Annotated in this window: 19 protein-coding genes and 1 pseudogene; 8 read left to right on the top strand and 12 right to left on the bottom strand. The window is 44.0% G+C overall.

The features are described from left to right. Positions 1-69: 69 nt before the first annotated feature. Complete coding sequence (gene sstT, locus KNQ14_RS07555) at positions 70-1,341, top strand: serine/threonine transporter SstT (protein WP_214860451.1); 1,272 nt, start codon at positions 70-72, stop codon at positions 1,339-1,341. 113 nt (positions 1,342-1,454) lie between these two features. Here the strand turns inward: sstT and KNQ14_RS07550 are convergent, their stop codons facing one another. Beyond that, on the bottom strand, positions 1,455-1,841 hold the full coding sequence (locus tag KNQ14_RS07550; protein WP_214745499.1) for a hypothetical protein: 387 nt from the start codon (positions 1,839-1,841) through the stop codon (positions 1,455-1,457). 204 nt (positions 1,842-2,045) lie between these two features. Continuing rightward, positions 2,046-2,297, bottom strand: a complete 252-nt coding sequence (locus KNQ14_RS07545) for a hypothetical protein (protein WP_214745502.1) — start codon at positions 2,295-2,297, stop codon at positions 2,046-2,048. Positions 2,298-2,374: 77 nt separating this feature from the next. On the opposite strand from KNQ14_RS07545, the pseudogene KNQ14_RS07540 reads away from it, so the two are divergent. Both KNQ14_RS07540 and KNQ14_RS07535 read left to right on the top strand, forming a co-directional pair. Next, a pseudogene (locus KNQ14_RS07540) lies at positions 2,375-3,649 on the top strand (neutral/alkaline non-lysosomal ceramidase N-terminal domain-containing protein). A 627-nt stretch (positions 3,650-4,276) separates the two neighbouring features. Further along, positions 4,277-4,756, top strand: a complete 480-nt coding sequence (locus KNQ14_RS07535; protein ID WP_214745505.1) for a DUF4825 domain-containing protein — start codon at positions 4,277-4,279, stop codon at positions 4,754-4,756. Positions 4,757-4,810: 54 nt separating this feature from the next. Here KNQ14_RS07535 and KNQ14_RS07530 read toward each other — a convergent pair whose 3' ends face one another. Further along, positions 4,811-5,716, bottom strand: a complete 906-nt coding sequence (locus tag KNQ14_RS07530; protein WP_214745508.1) for a TerC family protein — start codon at positions 5,714-5,716, stop codon at positions 4,811-4,813. 256 nt (positions 5,717-5,972) lie between these two features. Continuing rightward, positions 5,973-7,175 carry an MFS transporter gene (locus tag KNQ14_RS07525; protein WP_214860449.1) on the bottom strand — a complete coding sequence of 401 codons (1,203 nt, stop codon included), beginning with the start codon at positions 7,173-7,175 and terminating at the stop codon, positions 5,973-5,975. Between the two features lie 311 nt (positions 7,176-7,486). Here KNQ14_RS07525 and KNQ14_RS07520 point away from each other — a divergent pair, with 311 nt between their 5' ends. Both KNQ14_RS07520 and KNQ14_RS07515 read left to right on the top strand, forming a co-directional pair. Next, positions 7,487-7,816, top strand: coding sequence for a winged helix-turn-helix transcriptional regulator (locus KNQ14_RS07520; protein ID WP_023468096.1), 330 nt, complete (start codon positions 7,487-7,489; stop codon positions 7,814-7,816). A gap of 65 nt (positions 7,817-7,881) precedes the next feature. Further along, a complete protein-coding gene (locus tag KNQ14_RS07515; protein WP_214860447.1) occupies positions 7,882-8,505 on the top strand; it encodes a hypothetical protein in 624 nt (207 codons plus the stop codon). 50 nt (positions 8,506-8,555) lie between these two features. Here the strand turns inward: KNQ14_RS07515 and KNQ14_RS07510 are convergent, their stop codons facing one another. From KNQ14_RS07510 to KNQ14_RS07490, 5 genes are all read right to left on the bottom strand, one after another. Beyond that, positions 8,556-8,858 carry a hypothetical protein gene (locus KNQ14_RS07510; RefSeq protein WP_214745517.1) on the bottom strand — a complete coding sequence of 101 codons (303 nt, stop codon included), beginning with the start codon at positions 8,856-8,858 and terminating at the stop codon, positions 8,556-8,558. Between the two features lie 109 nt (positions 8,859-8,967). Continuing rightward, positions 8,968-9,201, bottom strand: a complete 234-nt coding sequence (locus KNQ14_RS07505) for a hypothetical protein (protein ID WP_214775375.1) — start codon at positions 9,199-9,201, stop codon at positions 8,968-8,970. Positions 9,202-9,267: 66 nt separating this feature from the next. After that, positions 9,268-9,660, bottom strand: coding sequence for a hypothetical protein (locus KNQ14_RS07500; RefSeq protein ID WP_214745523.1), 393 nt, complete (start codon positions 9,658-9,660; stop codon positions 9,268-9,270). A 25-nt stretch (positions 9,661-9,685) separates the two neighbouring features. Continuing rightward, entirely contained in the window at positions 9,686-9,886 is a 201-nt protein-coding gene (locus KNQ14_RS07495) for a hypothetical protein (protein ID WP_214745526.1), read from the bottom strand. Between the two features lie 15 nt (positions 9,887-9,901). Next, the gene (locus KNQ14_RS07490; protein ID WP_214745529.1) at positions 9,902-10,201 is read right to left on the bottom strand and encodes a hypothetical protein; all 300 of its coding nucleotides are present in this window, start codon (positions 10,199-10,201) and stop codon (positions 9,902-9,904) included. A 188-nt stretch (positions 10,202-10,389) separates the two neighbouring features. Between KNQ14_RS07490 and KNQ14_RS07485 the strand changes: the two genes are divergently transcribed. Continuing rightward, positions 10,390-11,313, top strand: coding sequence for an NAD(P)-dependent alcohol dehydrogenase (locus KNQ14_RS07485; protein WP_214745532.1), 924 nt, complete (start codon positions 10,390-10,392; stop codon positions 11,311-11,313). 226 nt (positions 11,314-11,539) lie between these two features. Here KNQ14_RS07485 and KNQ14_RS07480 read toward each other — a convergent pair whose 3' ends face one another. Further along, positions 11,540-12,442 carry an NAD(P)/FAD-dependent oxidoreductase gene (locus KNQ14_RS07480; protein WP_214860445.1) on the bottom strand — a complete coding sequence of 301 codons (903 nt, stop codon included), beginning with the start codon at positions 12,440-12,442 and terminating at the stop codon, positions 11,540-11,542. A 77-nt stretch (positions 12,443-12,519) separates the two neighbouring features. Further along, positions 12,520-12,927, bottom strand: coding sequence for an RrF2 family transcriptional regulator (locus KNQ14_RS07475; RefSeq protein WP_056061047.1), 408 nt, complete (start codon positions 12,925-12,927; stop codon positions 12,520-12,522). 192 nt (positions 12,928-13,119) lie between these two features. Here KNQ14_RS07475 and KNQ14_RS07470 point away from each other — a divergent pair, with 192 nt between their 5' ends. Together KNQ14_RS07470 and KNQ14_RS07465 are read left to right on the top strand one after the other, a co-directional pair. Continuing rightward, positions 13,120-13,872: a hypothetical protein gene (locus tag KNQ14_RS07470; RefSeq protein WP_251138333.1), complete on the top strand. Its 753-nt coding sequence runs from the start codon at positions 13,120-13,122 to the stop codon at positions 13,870-13,872. Positions 13,873-13,898: 26 nt separating this feature from the next. Then, positions 13,899-14,159 (top strand): hypothetical protein, encoded by a 261-nt coding sequence (locus KNQ14_RS07465; RefSeq protein WP_214860439.1) that lies wholly within the window; start codon positions 13,899-13,901, stop codon positions 14,157-14,159. A gap of 95 nt (positions 14,160-14,254) precedes the next feature. Here the strand turns inward: KNQ14_RS07465 and KNQ14_RS07460 are convergent, their stop codons facing one another. Then, complete coding sequence (locus KNQ14_RS07460) at positions 14,255-14,566, bottom strand: hypothetical protein (protein ID WP_214745535.1); 312 nt, start codon at positions 14,564-14,566, stop codon at positions 14,255-14,257. Positions 14,567-14,930 lie beyond the last annotated feature (364 nt).

Here is a 14,930-nt window from a genome sequence, read left to right as displayed (position 1 = left end):
GTAGGAAAGAAAAGTCATCAATTTTCGAATTCTAAATAACTTATTTTTTGTAAGCCTGGAGGGGAACGTATGAAAGTGTTGAAGATGTGGAACCAAATCAGTTTAGTGAAACAAATCGCGATTGGCTTGATCGTAGGGATTATCTTAGCCATCACGATTCCTGAAGCGGCGAAATCCTTGACCATTTTTGGGACTTTATTTATTTCCTCCCTGAAGGCAGTCGCGCCGATCTTAGTCTTTTTCTTAGTTATGGCATCAATCGTGCAGCATAAAAAAGGACAGCAGACGAATATGAAATCAATCATTTTCTTGTATCTGCTCGGGACGTTCTTAGCGGGAGCCATTGCGGTCATCGTCAGTTTCCTTTTCCCAGTGAACATTCGATTGACAGAAGGTGCGGAACAATTGGCTGCTCCGGGGAACACGGTTGAAGTTCTTCAAAAACTCGTCTTGAATATGGTCGATAATCCAGTCAATGCGCTCATCCAAGCGAACTACATTGGCATTCTGACTTGGGCGATCGTGTTAGGAATCGCTTTAAAGAATGCGTCCGATACGACGAAGACATTCATCTCGAATTTTTCTGACGCCATTGCGAAAATGGTCGGATGGGTCATCAAACTTGCTCCTCTTGGTATCATGGGAATCGTCATTGGCTCTGTTACGGAAAACGGTCTTTCTTCATTGCTCGATTACGGGAATTTATTATTGGTATTGATTGGCACGATGCTTGTCGTAGCACTCATTGTTAATCCTCTCATCGTGTTCATCAACGTTCGTCAGAATCCATACCCACTCGTCTTCAAATGTATCCGGGAGAGTGGAATTACCGCTTTCTTCACACGAAGCTCAGCTGCAAACATTCCAGTCAACATGGAATTATGTAAGAAACTTGACCTCGATAAAGAGACGTACGGGATCTCGATTCCGCTCGGTGCCACGATCAATATGGCGGGAGCGGCCATCACGATTTCCGTCTTAACGTTAGCAGCGGTTCATACGCTCGGTATCCCAGTCGACCTTCCGACAGCCATCATCTTAAGTGTTCTAGCTGCCGTTTGTGCATGTGGCGCATCCGGTGTCGCTGGCGGTTCGCTCCTTTTGATTCCGCTCGCATGTAGCTTATTCGGGATTCCGAATGATATCGCGATGCAAGTCGTAGCAGCGGGTGTTCTCGTCAGTGTGTTACAAGATTCGTTTGAGACAGCACTCAACTCGTCGACAGATGTCTTGTTCACTGCGACAGCTGAATATCGAAAACGGTTGAAAGAAGGCGAACACCTCTCGATTAATCGTCAATCGATGAATGAGGAAGTAGCAGAAAAAGTCGTTAACGGCTGATTAGATTCACTATTATCTTAATAAGAAAAGGCATCCCAGTTGAGGATGCCTTTTCTTATAGACAACCCTCGTTTCGTGATTGAAATAAGGGGTTTCTACAAGCTATAATCCATTTAACCTTCTCCTAAAGCAACGTATTTTTTTAATTTCCCTTTAAAACTCACCAAAAGAATTTCATTCCTTTCTTTCGTAGAGTATATGACGGTACCCTTTGAGAGCTTCGTAGCAGTTCCATTATCAAAATCGTATTGATCAGAACTCATTTTCTTGATTTCTCCGACTTTTTTACTCTTGGTGACTTCTGTTTCCTCTGCCCATTTTACATCTGATTTGTAGATCGTATCATTTAGTTGAAAAATGTCAGCAGTAGAATCTTCTCCTAATACGTCTAGTGCTGTCGGTTTTTCACTTGTATGTTGCATTTTCACTTCATTACTACAAGCAACTAACGGCCATACAGTTATAATTGAGAGAGCGCATAACAAAACGATTCTTTTCATGACATAACCTCTTTCCCGTTTTTGTATGTTACTCCATGTCGACCATTTAACAACGGACTATCGGCAAAACAGGTCACAGGTTTCTGTTGTTCCATTCGTTTTAAATCCTGTCCGATGTATGCCCATCTGCTCACGAAACAGTCGAAGTGGGGCACACCCGTGACACGTGCGTTTCAGGAAATCGTCCTCGACCAATTCATGAAGTCAAAGTGAATCGAGTATCTCGACCCAAACTTGATAATAGATCTCTTGATCGAGGTGAACCGTTGCCGAACGTACGCGATAGTCTGGATTTTCCGCTAGATAAAAAGCAAGAATCGATGCGACTTTAAAGTCAAGGGTGCAATAACCGGTGATTGACCGACCATGGATCTCGTTCGTGATCGACTCCGCCCAGACTTCTGCTTCACAAAGCGTCTCGAACTGAAGCATCTCTTCCTTCCAACGAATCGACATCTTTATGTCCTCCTCTACTGTAGTTAATGTTAGTATATGGAAGAAATAGTATGTTGTTCAAGGGGGGAACGTCAGACATGAGTCGTTTTGGAATGCATCGGGAAGAAATCAATCCGCCGCTCGGTGCTGCCTTCATCGGTTATCACCGAGAAGTCGGTATTGCAAGCATACACGATCCGCTATATGTCACAGCGAGTATCTTTGAAAGCGAGCAGACGACATCGGTCTTCGTCAGCATCGATAACATCGGCATGCTCGTCGCCGATACGGATGTCATCCGTGAAGGAATCGCGGGTCAGCTAGACGTGTCGAAGGAACAGATCACAGTCGTTTACACGCATACGCATTCGGGACCAGCGACAGCAGGAAACGAACCGTTGACCGTCGCCTATAAAACGATCTTGACGCAACAAGCGATCGTATCTGCCGTCAAAGCAAGCGAAGTGATGCAGTTGGTCGAGATTGGTTGGGGTGTGACGACCGGAAAACTCGGCGTCAACCGACGGGAGAAAATAAATGGACAAGCGGTGATGGGAACAGATCCGTCTGGGGTGGCGGATGACCGAATTGGAACATTGTTAATTCGTCGGACCGGTGATGCGGGTCTCGTCGGAGCGTTTGTCTTTTGTACGGCGCATCCGAACGTCTTGAAATCAGACAGTGTCGTCTTATCCGGTGATTATCCGGGAGTCACTTGAACGATACTCGAACAGGCACTCGGCTGCCCGGTCGTGATTGTTCAAGGCGCGACGGGGAACATCAATGCGAAATATCGTGGTGACATAGAGAGTCTTCAAAAAATGGCATTTACTTTACGTGGTCATGTCTTGACGACGATTCCAGACGTGTCGTTTCAACCGTTAACGCACCACCGGATTCAGTCATGCATTCATCCGATGCGCTTAACAGAAGTACCGGCTATGAACGTATTACGAGACATGGCGGATTACGCTGAACAGACATGGGGCGTCAGTGCAGCACGCTGGTTGGCATACGTTCAGGAACGATCGGGAGCAACACTCACCATCCCGCTCGAAGTTCAATTGTTTGAACTAAACGAAGGGTCGTTCTCAGGCATTCCGATGGAGCCGTTCTGTGAGACAGCGCTACAGATAAAGCAAATCCGTCAAACGGAACTCGCTTTTTTCGGGGGCTATACGAACGGTTACATCGGTTATTTGCCAACTGCGGAAGAACATCCGTATGGGGGTTACGAAGTGGCAATCAATCCCGTCGTCTACGGTCCAGTGACAGGGCTTTGGATGCCACCTGTACCGGGAACGGCGAACGACATCGTGAGTCACATTCGTCAACTCTATGAAACGAACAACAACCCGGCTTCTCTCCTTTGAGAGGCCGGGTTGTTGTGATTACGACTTGATTTTTTTGATGATCCAGAATAAAGCGAAAACAAATCCGCATGTTAGGAAGATAAATAAAAAGAGCAGAATGAGTAAGTTAGACATTTGTAGCATCGGAGACCTCCATGAATAGGTACAGCTAGATTTTCGAACTTTTCGAATAGTAATAGAGTAACATAGTAATTAACAAAATATAGGTAAATAGGTTGTTGTTTTAGATATTTCCTAATTTATTTACTTATTATATAAAAATAAGTTATTTTATTACATTTAGAAAAAGAGGGAATAACATGATCATCAAAAGACTTATTCTTAGTTTTGTCATCACTTATTTATTCCTCAGTTTGCTTTTATCCTTTAGCATCGGATATACGATCGATTGGATTCCCGAAATAACTTTGACTCAAAAGATAAAAGGGTACGTCATTGAAGGGTTCACTCGTTTTAAAATTATAAAGCTTTTGATTGCTAAAGGTGGAGGTACTCGGTACAGCCTACTCTTCTTAAAACAAAGGGCATCGAGTTTATCAAAGCGTTGATTTCCTTTATTTTGAAACTTTTCTTTGCTTGATTCGTTTATTAGAATGAGGACGAGTCAACGTATTGGGGGAAATAAAAATGAAAAAGACAGTTGGTGCAATCATTTTAGCGAGCGGCATGTTGATACTCAGTGGTTGCGGAACAGCAGCAACACAAACCGATGTATTTGAACAACAAGGTACATATCTTGGCGATAACAGTAACGTGCGCGACATCGTTCAACAGTTACCACATGGCGATCAGTTAAAGAAAATGGAACTTGCGACGAAAGAAAAGCCGTATCAACTAACGTTACGTTATGCTGGATACGAAGAAGGACAGGTCGAACAAAAAAGTAATCGCACGGCAATCTATAATGCGACGGCACTGTTCACACTGATTCCGAATGTCGACCAAGTCAACATGATGATCGAAGATGCTTCGTATCACTTCACGAAACAACAGCTTCGCGATTGGTATGGAAAGGACTTTACAGCGTACGATAATGAAAAAGCCTTAAAGGCATTCACGAAGCCTTTTATTGAGGATGAACGGAAAGTAAAAGAAATACTAAATTGAAATGAAAAGTGGAAGTAGATGAATTGTTCATCACTTCCACTTTTTTGATATTGATTATTTTCCCGGCTTCGTCTTGTAGAAGCTGTAGAAGACGCTGATCAAGATGACGATGACGATCGTACCGAGCGACATCCAGATTGGCATTTTGTAGACGTCACTGAAAATCATCTTCGCTCCGATGAAGACGAGCATGAAGCTTAAACCGTGTTTCAAGTAGTAGAAACGATCAATCAAGTTCGCGAGGACGAAGTAGAGACTACGAAGTCCAAGGATCGCCATGATGTTCGCATAGAAGATGATGAACGGATCACGCGAGTATGCGAAGCTTGCAGCGACTGAGTCGACGGCGAAGACGATATCCGATACTTCGATGAAGAGCAGTGTGATCAAGAGAGGCGTGAAGAACAACTTCCCATCAATTCGTTTTGCGAACTTACCAGACGAGATGTCTTGTGTGATCGGTAAACGTTTCTCTAACCAACGAATCGTTTTGTTGTCTTCGAGCGACGTCTCTTGACCGATGTTCTTGTACATCATCCAGCCTGTATAGACGAGGAACGCTCCGAAGATGTAGTACACCCAAGCGAAGTTCTCAAGCAGCGAGACACCAGCGACGATGAAGATGACGCGGAAGAAGATTGCACCGAGAATACCCCAGAACAAGACTTTGTGCTGGTACTTCAATGGAATCGCGAAGTACGCGAAGACGAGTGAGAAGACGAAGACGTTATCAATCGCGAGAGCCTTCTCAATGAAGTACACGCTCGTATATTCGACAGCAGCGGCGCTACCTTGATCAATATAGAGCCAGCCTCCGAAGGCGACAGCGATCGCGATCCAGACGAACGTCCATGTCCAAGCCTCCCGAAGCGAAACTTCATGTGCCTTGCGATGAAAGACTCCAAGGTCAAGGGCGAGCATGATGAAAACGATGGCTAGAAAAGCAATGAGTAGTGTCAACAGCGCTTCCTCCTTTAAAGTGATTTGTTTTCTTTAATTTATTATAAGTTCATGAGAACTCAAAAGTAAAGAGGTAAGCGTGCTCTTTTTTGAAATTGTGAACAAAATCCGCCAAAGGCACTGCTCATGCGAACAGTGCCTTTGGCGGATTATGTGAGAGCTAGAGAATAAGGTACGGCATACAGAGCGAGCGTATCGACGATTGTAGTCGAGCTCATCGTACAATCATGCGATCGTTAAACATGAAAATCTTCTTTTACTGCTGTTCGAGACGACGTGAGACACCAGTCAAGATGACGGCAAGAATGACCATGATAGCGCCGACCCATGGCGTGTGGACGAGTCCAATCGTATCGGTGACGAGACCACCAATCGTTGCTCCGAGTGCGATCCCGATATTGAAGGCTGCGATATTCAAGGCAGACGCAACATCGACTGCTGCTGGGACATATTTTTCAGCCAACTGAACGATATAGAGCTGGAGTCCAGGGACGTTCATGAACGCAAGGAGTCCCATTAAGATGATACCGATGATACCGGCGACCTTGAACGGAATCATGAACGAGAGAGCGATCATGACGATAGCGTGAATGATGAACATATAGAACAAAGCTTTAATCGGATTACCATTCGCGAGTTTTCCACCGACGGTGTTCCCGATCGCAACCGCGATTCCGTAGACGAGCAGAATGATACTGATTAAGCTCGGACTGATTTTCGTGACGTCCTGCATGATCGGTGTCAAGTACGTAAAGGCGACGAACGTTCCACCGTAGCCGAGGGCAGTGATTAAGAAGCCGAGCATCAAGCGTCCGTTCGTCAACAATTTAAACATGTCGGAGAACTTAGCAGGTGGTGATTGTTTCAAGTCTTTTGGAATCAAGAAGAAGCTTGCGATGATCGCGATGATTCCGAGTGCGGCAACCGCGAAGAACGTCGCGCGCCAACCGAATGATTGACCGATGAATGTCCCGAGTGGCACACCTGTAACCGTTGCGACTGTCAGACCTGTGAACATTAAGGCGATGGCACTCGCTTTTTTATGCTCCGGTACGAGCTGGACAGCAATCGTCGCACCGATTGAGAAGAAGACACCGTGCGAAAAGGCAGTGATGAAACGGGCGACGATCAACAATTCAAACGTCGGTGAAATCGCTGAGACGAGGTTACCAGCGATGAAGACGACCATTAATGCCATCAGTAACGTTTTCCGATTCATTCGGTTCGTTAGTGCTGTCAAGATCGGAGCACCGACGGCGACACCGATTGCGTAACCAGAGATGATGAGACCAGCGAGTGTGATGCCGATATTTAAGTCACCAGCGATCGCTGCGAGCAGTCCGACGGGAACGAATTCCGTCGTACCGATCCCAAAGGCGCTGATTGCTAGAGCGAGCAGGGCAAGTCCACCGTTTCTTGGGACCTGTTCCTCCTGGATCCGTGAGTTTAATTGATTCATGGGGATTCCTCCTAAAAATGATTTCAGTAGGGATCGTATTCAGTGGGCCCGACCGAACATGATCCGATTGACATAACCCCAGCATAACGGGGGTTGTTCCTTTCGGGAAGTACGTACTTTAAAGTGCGATAGGCACTAAAAAGTACCCTACTCCTTCATTTAGATACAAGGTCTAAAAGGAGGTTGTACTTTCCGTTGACAATTGCTATCATATAGCCAGCTAATCTGCTTGGGAAGTACGCACTTTCAAGTACGATAGGCACTAAAAAGTACCTATGCCCTTAACAGAATCACGAAAGGATGGAACATATATGCCATACAATATCCCGGTAGAAGCAACACTTGAAGTCATCGGTGGAAAGTGGAAGGTCGTCATCATGTGTCATTTGATCAAAGGCGAGCGTCGGACGAGTGAGCTCCGCAAGCTAATGCCGACGATCACTCAAAAAATGCTGACGCAACAATTGCGCGAGTTAGAAGAAGACGGCGTCATCATCCGGACGGTCTTTGAACAAGTCCCACCGAAAGTCGTCTACTCGTTATCCGAGTACGGCTGGTCGCTGAAGCCGATTCTTGACGCGATGTGCGCGTGGGGAGAAGGACATATTGATTTGACGGGTGGAGAAGTCGTCTCGTCATGACGAACAAAAGTGAGTCTCGCTTGAGGCTCACTTTTTTTGAATACATATGTAATGCGGGGAAAAAGATGGAGCAATCAATTGTTCAGTTCGATTCGATTACAGTCAGTTTCGAGAATAAAGCCGGCAGACGGCAGTCAATTGATGAGTTTGCACAAGGATTCGAGCACGGCATTTTGTTTTTCGGTCATCCGCCGGAAACCAATGATATCAAAGTCGTCCTTGATCTGAAGACAAACTTTGGTGAACGGACGTTTCGATTTAACTTTTGCCGGATGGACCGGGCAATCGGTCATTATCTAATCGATGGGTTGGTCTGGAAATGGGTCATCTTGTGGGAATGGTATTACCAGGAGAGTTATCAAACGGGTGAGTCCTACCATATCAATCGTCCAAAGGAAGGAATTCGTGATTTTTATCGACAAATCGATGTACAAAATGAGACCTGTTCGAATGATTATTTAGAGTCAGGCATTCACGAGGAGGACGTATCGTGTACGGATAGTTATACAAATTTTGAGAACCTAGATTGGGTCACCGAAGGAGATCCGATTAATACATTAGAACGGATGCGGAACCAAGGTGTCTTTTTCGAGTATTATTTTAAAACCTGGATTGATTTAGAGCATTCATTGCCCGCGATTCGACGCGTCATGGATGAATTGTATGCACTATACTTGAATAATGCTTAATCAAATAAACACCGCTCCCTCTGTCATTGACAGAAGGAGCGGTGTTTTGGTTAGAACGCTTTACGTAGACCTTTTAAAATCGTCTGTTGCAGAGGACCAAAGTCCCCTGGAACCGTCCGTTCCATGAACAGGTACGGTTTTCCATCGACGATGAATTTTCGATCTCCAAGATACTCGAAGTGGCGACCGTCATCCTTTAATCTTCGCTTAACAGCTTGAATATGGTCTTCATAATGGATGAACCGCTCGTTAAACGTCATGACGATATTTCCTTTTTTGAATCCGAGTAAGAAGACATAGTAAAACCAATAGCCAACGAGACAAATACCAACGGCCAATAACAAATCATACATGTGTGTCGAGCTCCTTTCGTGTATACAGATTTTTACGAAACAATCTGTAAAAAGATTCAATCAATTTCAATTAAAAGTAAAAAAGTATTCATCCGAAGATGAATACTCGTTATTTTTGAGCGATATATCTCTTTTGATCGAAATCATATTTAAATTCAACGATCATCCAATCATCACCCGTTGGATTTCGATACGAGTAAAAGAGTGATGTCTGTTTTTCTGGATATTCGACTGTATTGTCATTATAGGCTTTTCCCATCTTAGAGTAATCTTCTGTGCGGTGAGCCGTCATGACACCGAGCCCTTTACCCGAAAGAATATGATCGAATTCAGCTATCGTCATGCCTGGTTTAAATTTCTTTCCTGGCAAGAGTCGTTTTTTCGAAGGCGTTTTAGGGGTGTATTCCTTTTACACAAGATATAACGTGTGACCTTTTTGTTTCGTTTTGAAGATCAGATGCATGCGCTGTAAAGACCAATGATCGTTTTTTTCATCGTACGGATAAAATGAGAAAGCGTATAAAGCATAGTCGTCTTTGATCTCACTCAATACTACCTTGTGATTGAGTGTTGTGACGCCATGTTCTTTCTTTATGTATTTCTTATGTGATTTTCCGTAGAGCGATTTTGCGACGTCTGTCGCGGTCATACCGAGTTTTAGTTTTTTGTACGACGTATATTCCTTTGTTGCCGCGTCGACAGAATGAGGTGCGAAAATAGCACCAATCATCGAAAGCGTGATCAGAAGCGCGAAGAGTACTTTAAACTGAAGAAGGTGTAATTTTTTCGTACGTGCCATCATGATTGTGTCTCCTTTGACAAACTTATTAAAAACCGTGCGTTTCTTTTCGTTTGAGATACCAGAGAAGTCCGAGTGTAAAGAAAAAACCAATCGCACCTATGATTCCGATGAACAGGAAACCAATGAGATCATTGCCGATATTCTTTTGAAAAAAATAGAATGAACCAAAAATCGCAGTGGTAATCATGAAAATATTCCGTAGATGGCGAAGTACTTGGACTATCATGGATAACCCTCTTTCTTAGTTTTTCGTTCGACGGATCTCGGTCGCGACAATCGAGTCCTTTGCAAACGTCACTTGAATCGTATCACCCGTTTGAATGGCAGACGTGTTATCCGTTTTGCCATACACGATCGTGTCCGTTGTGACGCGAATCTCTGTTAATGCATACTGCTCGTCCGGATGTTGTTCACTTGGAGCGACGAATAACGTATCACCTGTAATTTTCTCGACGGTACGTGCATCGTTCTCGTGTGTACAGGCACTAAGCGGTGTACAAAGGAATAGAATAAAAGCGAAAAGCCACCGACGTGTCGGCATAAACCAGGCACCTGCTTTCGTCTGTTAATAGGGTTAGATGAAATCTTATTATTATATAAATTTTACCAGTTATGATACTGATTGATGCGAATTAAAAAAACTTTCTTACTCCAAAACAACAGGAATTCGGATCGAAATCGGCGTATGATTAAAGGAATACCATCATCTTGATCAGAGGAGGAAATACGATGAAGGCAGCCATCTGTACCCGCTACGGATTCCCGGACGTCTTGCACATCACAGAGGTACCTCGTCCGGTTCCAAAATCAAACGATCTACTGATTAAAGTACATGCATCTGCCGTCCATTCCGGAGATCGTCGCATGCGTTCGCTCGATGTCCCACTGTTAGGGAAACTTCCAATGCGTCTGGCTATCGGCTTCAAGCGACCGCGACAACCAATCCTTGGCGTTGTTCTTGCCGGTGAAGTCGTCGAAGTCGGTCAAGACGTCAAGCAGTTTCAAGTCGGAGACCGTGTCCATGCCTTGACGGGATTTGGCTTCGGTGGATACGCCGAATATGCGTGCGTGTCTGAGAAACGTTGCATTGCTAAAATGCCACAGCACGCATCGTACACGGAAGCCGTCTGTCTCCCGTTCGGTGGTACGACGTCGCTCCATTTCTTCCGGAAACTTCAAATCCATCAGATGAAGACAATCTTGATTTACGGTGCGTCAGGCGCTGTCGGGACGGCTGCCGTTCAAATCGCTAAAGCAAAAGGGCTGCAGGTGACGGCTGTCTGTAGTGGACGAAACACGGAAAGGGTCAAAGCGCTCGGTGCCGATCACGTCATCGATTATACAAAGGACGGTTACGATGGATTGTTGCTGAAGTACGATGCCGTCTTCGATGCATCCGGGAAAATCAATAAGACGCAAGCGAAACGGCACGTCAAACAAAACGGTGCCTTTGCATCCGTCGCGGGGCAGGGTGTCGCGAGAGAACGGAAAGAGGATCTACACTATTTGAATGAACTGTTTGAAGCGGGACGATTCAAAGCCGTCATCGACCATATCTATTCGCTTGATGAGATCGTCGAAGCCCATCGTTATGTCGACGCTGGGCAAAAATTCGGTAACGTCGTCGTGTTAATTGCAGAAGAAATAAAATGATTCAGTAGCTTGGAAGCCATTGTTTTTGAGTGTTCATTGCTCGAGAAAAATGTATAACATACAAAAAAACGAATGAACTACGATATCGTTCAGCGTAAATAATATCATTCAAAAAAGACCTTCTCGATTGTATCGGGAAGGCTTTTGATTTAGTTTCACTTTGGCAAATTGGTCATTCAACGCCTATTATCTTGAAGATGATACAGGATGTATTCTTGTTGAAGTCCTAAAATCGTTTAGATGATAAATCGAAATTGATGCTTGCAGCTGCACGGGAGCCATCAGCGGCTGCCAGCAATAAAGAAGAAGGACCGCTTTTTTCAGTCTCTCCGGCAACGTATACCCCTTCAACGGATGTATGACCAGTTCCATCTGTTACGATGGCTCCACTCTCATCGAATGTACATCGTAATTGTTGAGCCAAATCGTTTGAACGATAGAATTTAGGAACGACGAATCCACCTTGTCTTGCAACCATTGTTCCATCTTCTAATTCAATATGTTCTAGAATACCTGCCTTTCCATGTAGGCGTTTGATTTTTGTGGTGTATGCTTGAATATGGTTACGATCTAAATCGTTCCGAACGTCTTCAGATAGTTCAAAACCATTTGTAAAAACAACTAAATCTTTTGACCAATTGAAAACGAGTTTTGCTAAATGGTGAGCAAAAGCTGGATCTTCGGCAATGACGGCTAAGGGTAAGTCTCGCATCTCCCAGCCATCGCAATAGGGGCAACTAAACAAACTTTTTCCGTAATACTCCTTGATTGCCTCCAGGGGGAATTCTTCTTGAATTCCGGTTGCGAGTAGTAGTGTTTCAGTTGTATAACGATGCTGACCAGTTGAAACTTCAAACAGATGATTCTGATTATCTTGTTTTACTTCGATGACTTTTTCGTTGCAAATCGTAATGGACGGATATGCTTGTAGCTCTTTTAATCCGAACTCCCTAAACTCTGACGGTGTAATTCCATCTCGAGTTAGATAACCATGTGATTCTTGTGTGACACGATTTCGATTTGTAGCATCATCGAAAATTACAATATTTCTTCGAGCTCTTCCTAATGTTAGGGCAGCAGCTGATCCGGCGGCACCTCCGCCAATCACGATGCAATCATATACGTTCATGAACGTTTCCTCCTTTTAGATAACAGATATTAAAGAGTCATAGTGTCTGTAATTAAAGCATAAGACATCACATTGTTTCATATGGATGATGTCTCATTAACTTGAGTAGATAAGTCACTAATAAGCGTGTGTCTTAATGAATCTAAAAATTTGTGTTCAGCAGCCTCGATTGATTTCTGAATCAAGCAGTTCGGATTGTTATTCAGACAAGCGTCAGACATGGATGGTACGCCTTCAATTGCAATGATGACATCAAGCAATGAAATCTCTTCCCAACTTGGTTTTAATTTGTATCCACCTGTAGCTCCAGTAGTCGAGATCACCATACCCGTTTTGACTAGCTTAGTTAAAATCTTCGAGAGGTATGTGGGTGAAACGCCTTGTTGCTTGGCTAACGAGGCTACACCAATATGATCATGAGGCTGATTTACAGCTAAAAATAACATCGTATGAAGTGCATAATTGGTTGCTTTTGATAATTTCATATTCTCACCTTAATTACAGACTTGATGTGTCTATAATACCGTTATTCGTACGAATCTCCAAATGTTATCACTTAAACTAACGAAAGAAGGGTTTATCTACAATTTATAACCACCTGTGAAAGGTAGTTTTTTAGTCATTATCCAATATATGTTAAAATGAAATAGGCTATTTTAAGGATGGGGGATATAGAGATGATGAAACAGATTCATGCATTTGAGACAAAAACGGACTATGACAAATACGAAGCGGTCACGCATCGCTTTCAAGCACGGTTAGACGAGTATCAAACGATCTTACAAGAGACGTATCAACTGATCGACGTGCCGAAAGGAATTGTTTGGACGTCAGCGGAACTGGCGACGACCGTCTTCTCGGACATTCCGATTCCAGCATTTACGAATAAGGACTTGATCTACATATCACCAGATGTTACAGAGTGGCGAACGTTATTTTTATCCCAACTCGACGGGAAGGACGTACCACATATTCGAGCATTCTACGAAACGCTCGCGGAAGATCACGTCTTGACGATTGCTGGTCATGAACTGACGCATCACTTGGATTTGTTCGTTGATGAATTCGACGATGAGAGAGTAGACGGGATCTGGTTTGAAGAGGGAATGTGTGAGTATCTACCCCGAAAGCATTTGTTGTCGGACGAAGCATTCAAGCGAATTACGACAATTGAGACAGAACTGGTCGAGCTCTTTCAGGAGGAGTATGGAGCGCGCTCGATTGATCAATTTGGGAGTGCCTCCTATGCCGGTAGTCTGTCGAGTATCATGTTTGATTATTGGCGGAGCTTTCTCGCGATCCACCATCTTATCGAGGAACGGTATGACGGGGACGTCTTACGTGTTTTTGAAGCATATCGGAACTGGCATGAACAGGGGCGGGTCGTGCCGCTATCGGAATACTTTAATCTTCAGACGGTAAGACGCTAAGCTGTGTTTGTAGTGGAGGAGGGCTTATGAATCGTTACAGTATTCTTTCGTTATCTGCATTCATCTGTTTTTGTTTCTTATTTTTCCTGATGAAGAGCGGAGTCAGTCTGAAAGGGTTTGGAACTGTCTATATCCTGCTTCTGTTTATCGTTCCGTTAGTCGGCGTATACACAGGGTACAAAACGAAGCATCGAGTACTTAGATGGGGATTCGTCGGCATTCATCTTATTACGTTCTGCATGATTTCGTATTTACTGTTACTGGCTTACGGTATTTCTGAGCCTTAAAAAGGTTGAACAAAAAGGTCAGTTGATTCCGAGTGGCAAAGGAATCAACTGACCTTTACTAATATGTAGTGTGAAATTAGAAAGCATCACGTGATTTAGTTTCGCTTCGGCAAACTAGTCGTCGTGCCCATCTCGACGACGTGATCATCTTGAAGACGATATAGCAAGTATTCCTCTTTTTGAAGTCCTTGCCCCTGTACTTTTACGGCAATCTTATAGCGTTTTTCCTTATCGCGGTGTTTGTCGTCATAAGCAGAATGGAGGGAAACGACATGAGCTGGACCATATTTTTTCTCGACATAAGTCTCAACTTTTGTGCTGACGTGATGCTCAAATCGTTCATCGTATCGGACGTCTAAGTAAAACAGCAGTCCACCTAATAGGAGTGAGACAATTAAAACGTTCATTCCGACTTTTTTCAATTCATCACTTCCGATCGTTCCATAGCATTAAACCTAGAAAAGCTGTTACAGATGATCGAAAGACGATGCATCATAACAGCGATTGAATCATTAATTTGAAAATCTACATCATTTGAGTGATTGCTTTAGAGATCGACTCCAACTAATTTAAGAATGATGACGATCGTGATAGCTGAGAGCGCAAAAGAACCGGCAAAAGCAAGTTGTTTTTTCAAATGGATCTCCTCCTTATGAAAAGGTTACCATTATTATGCCATTAATTGACACTCCCACGGCTAAAGCCGCAAGCCCACACCGTTGGTGAGGGTGGGATTCTCAAGTGCTTGGCGGACTCAATCCATTTCTGCTT

This window comes from Exiguobacterium sp. s161 (assembly GCF_018619045.1).
Classification (GTDB): Bacteria; Bacillota; Bacilli; order Exiguobacteriales; family Exiguobacteriaceae; genus Exiguobacterium_A; species Exiguobacterium_A indicum.
This window is presented reverse-complemented; position numbering and strand designations above follow the sequence as displayed.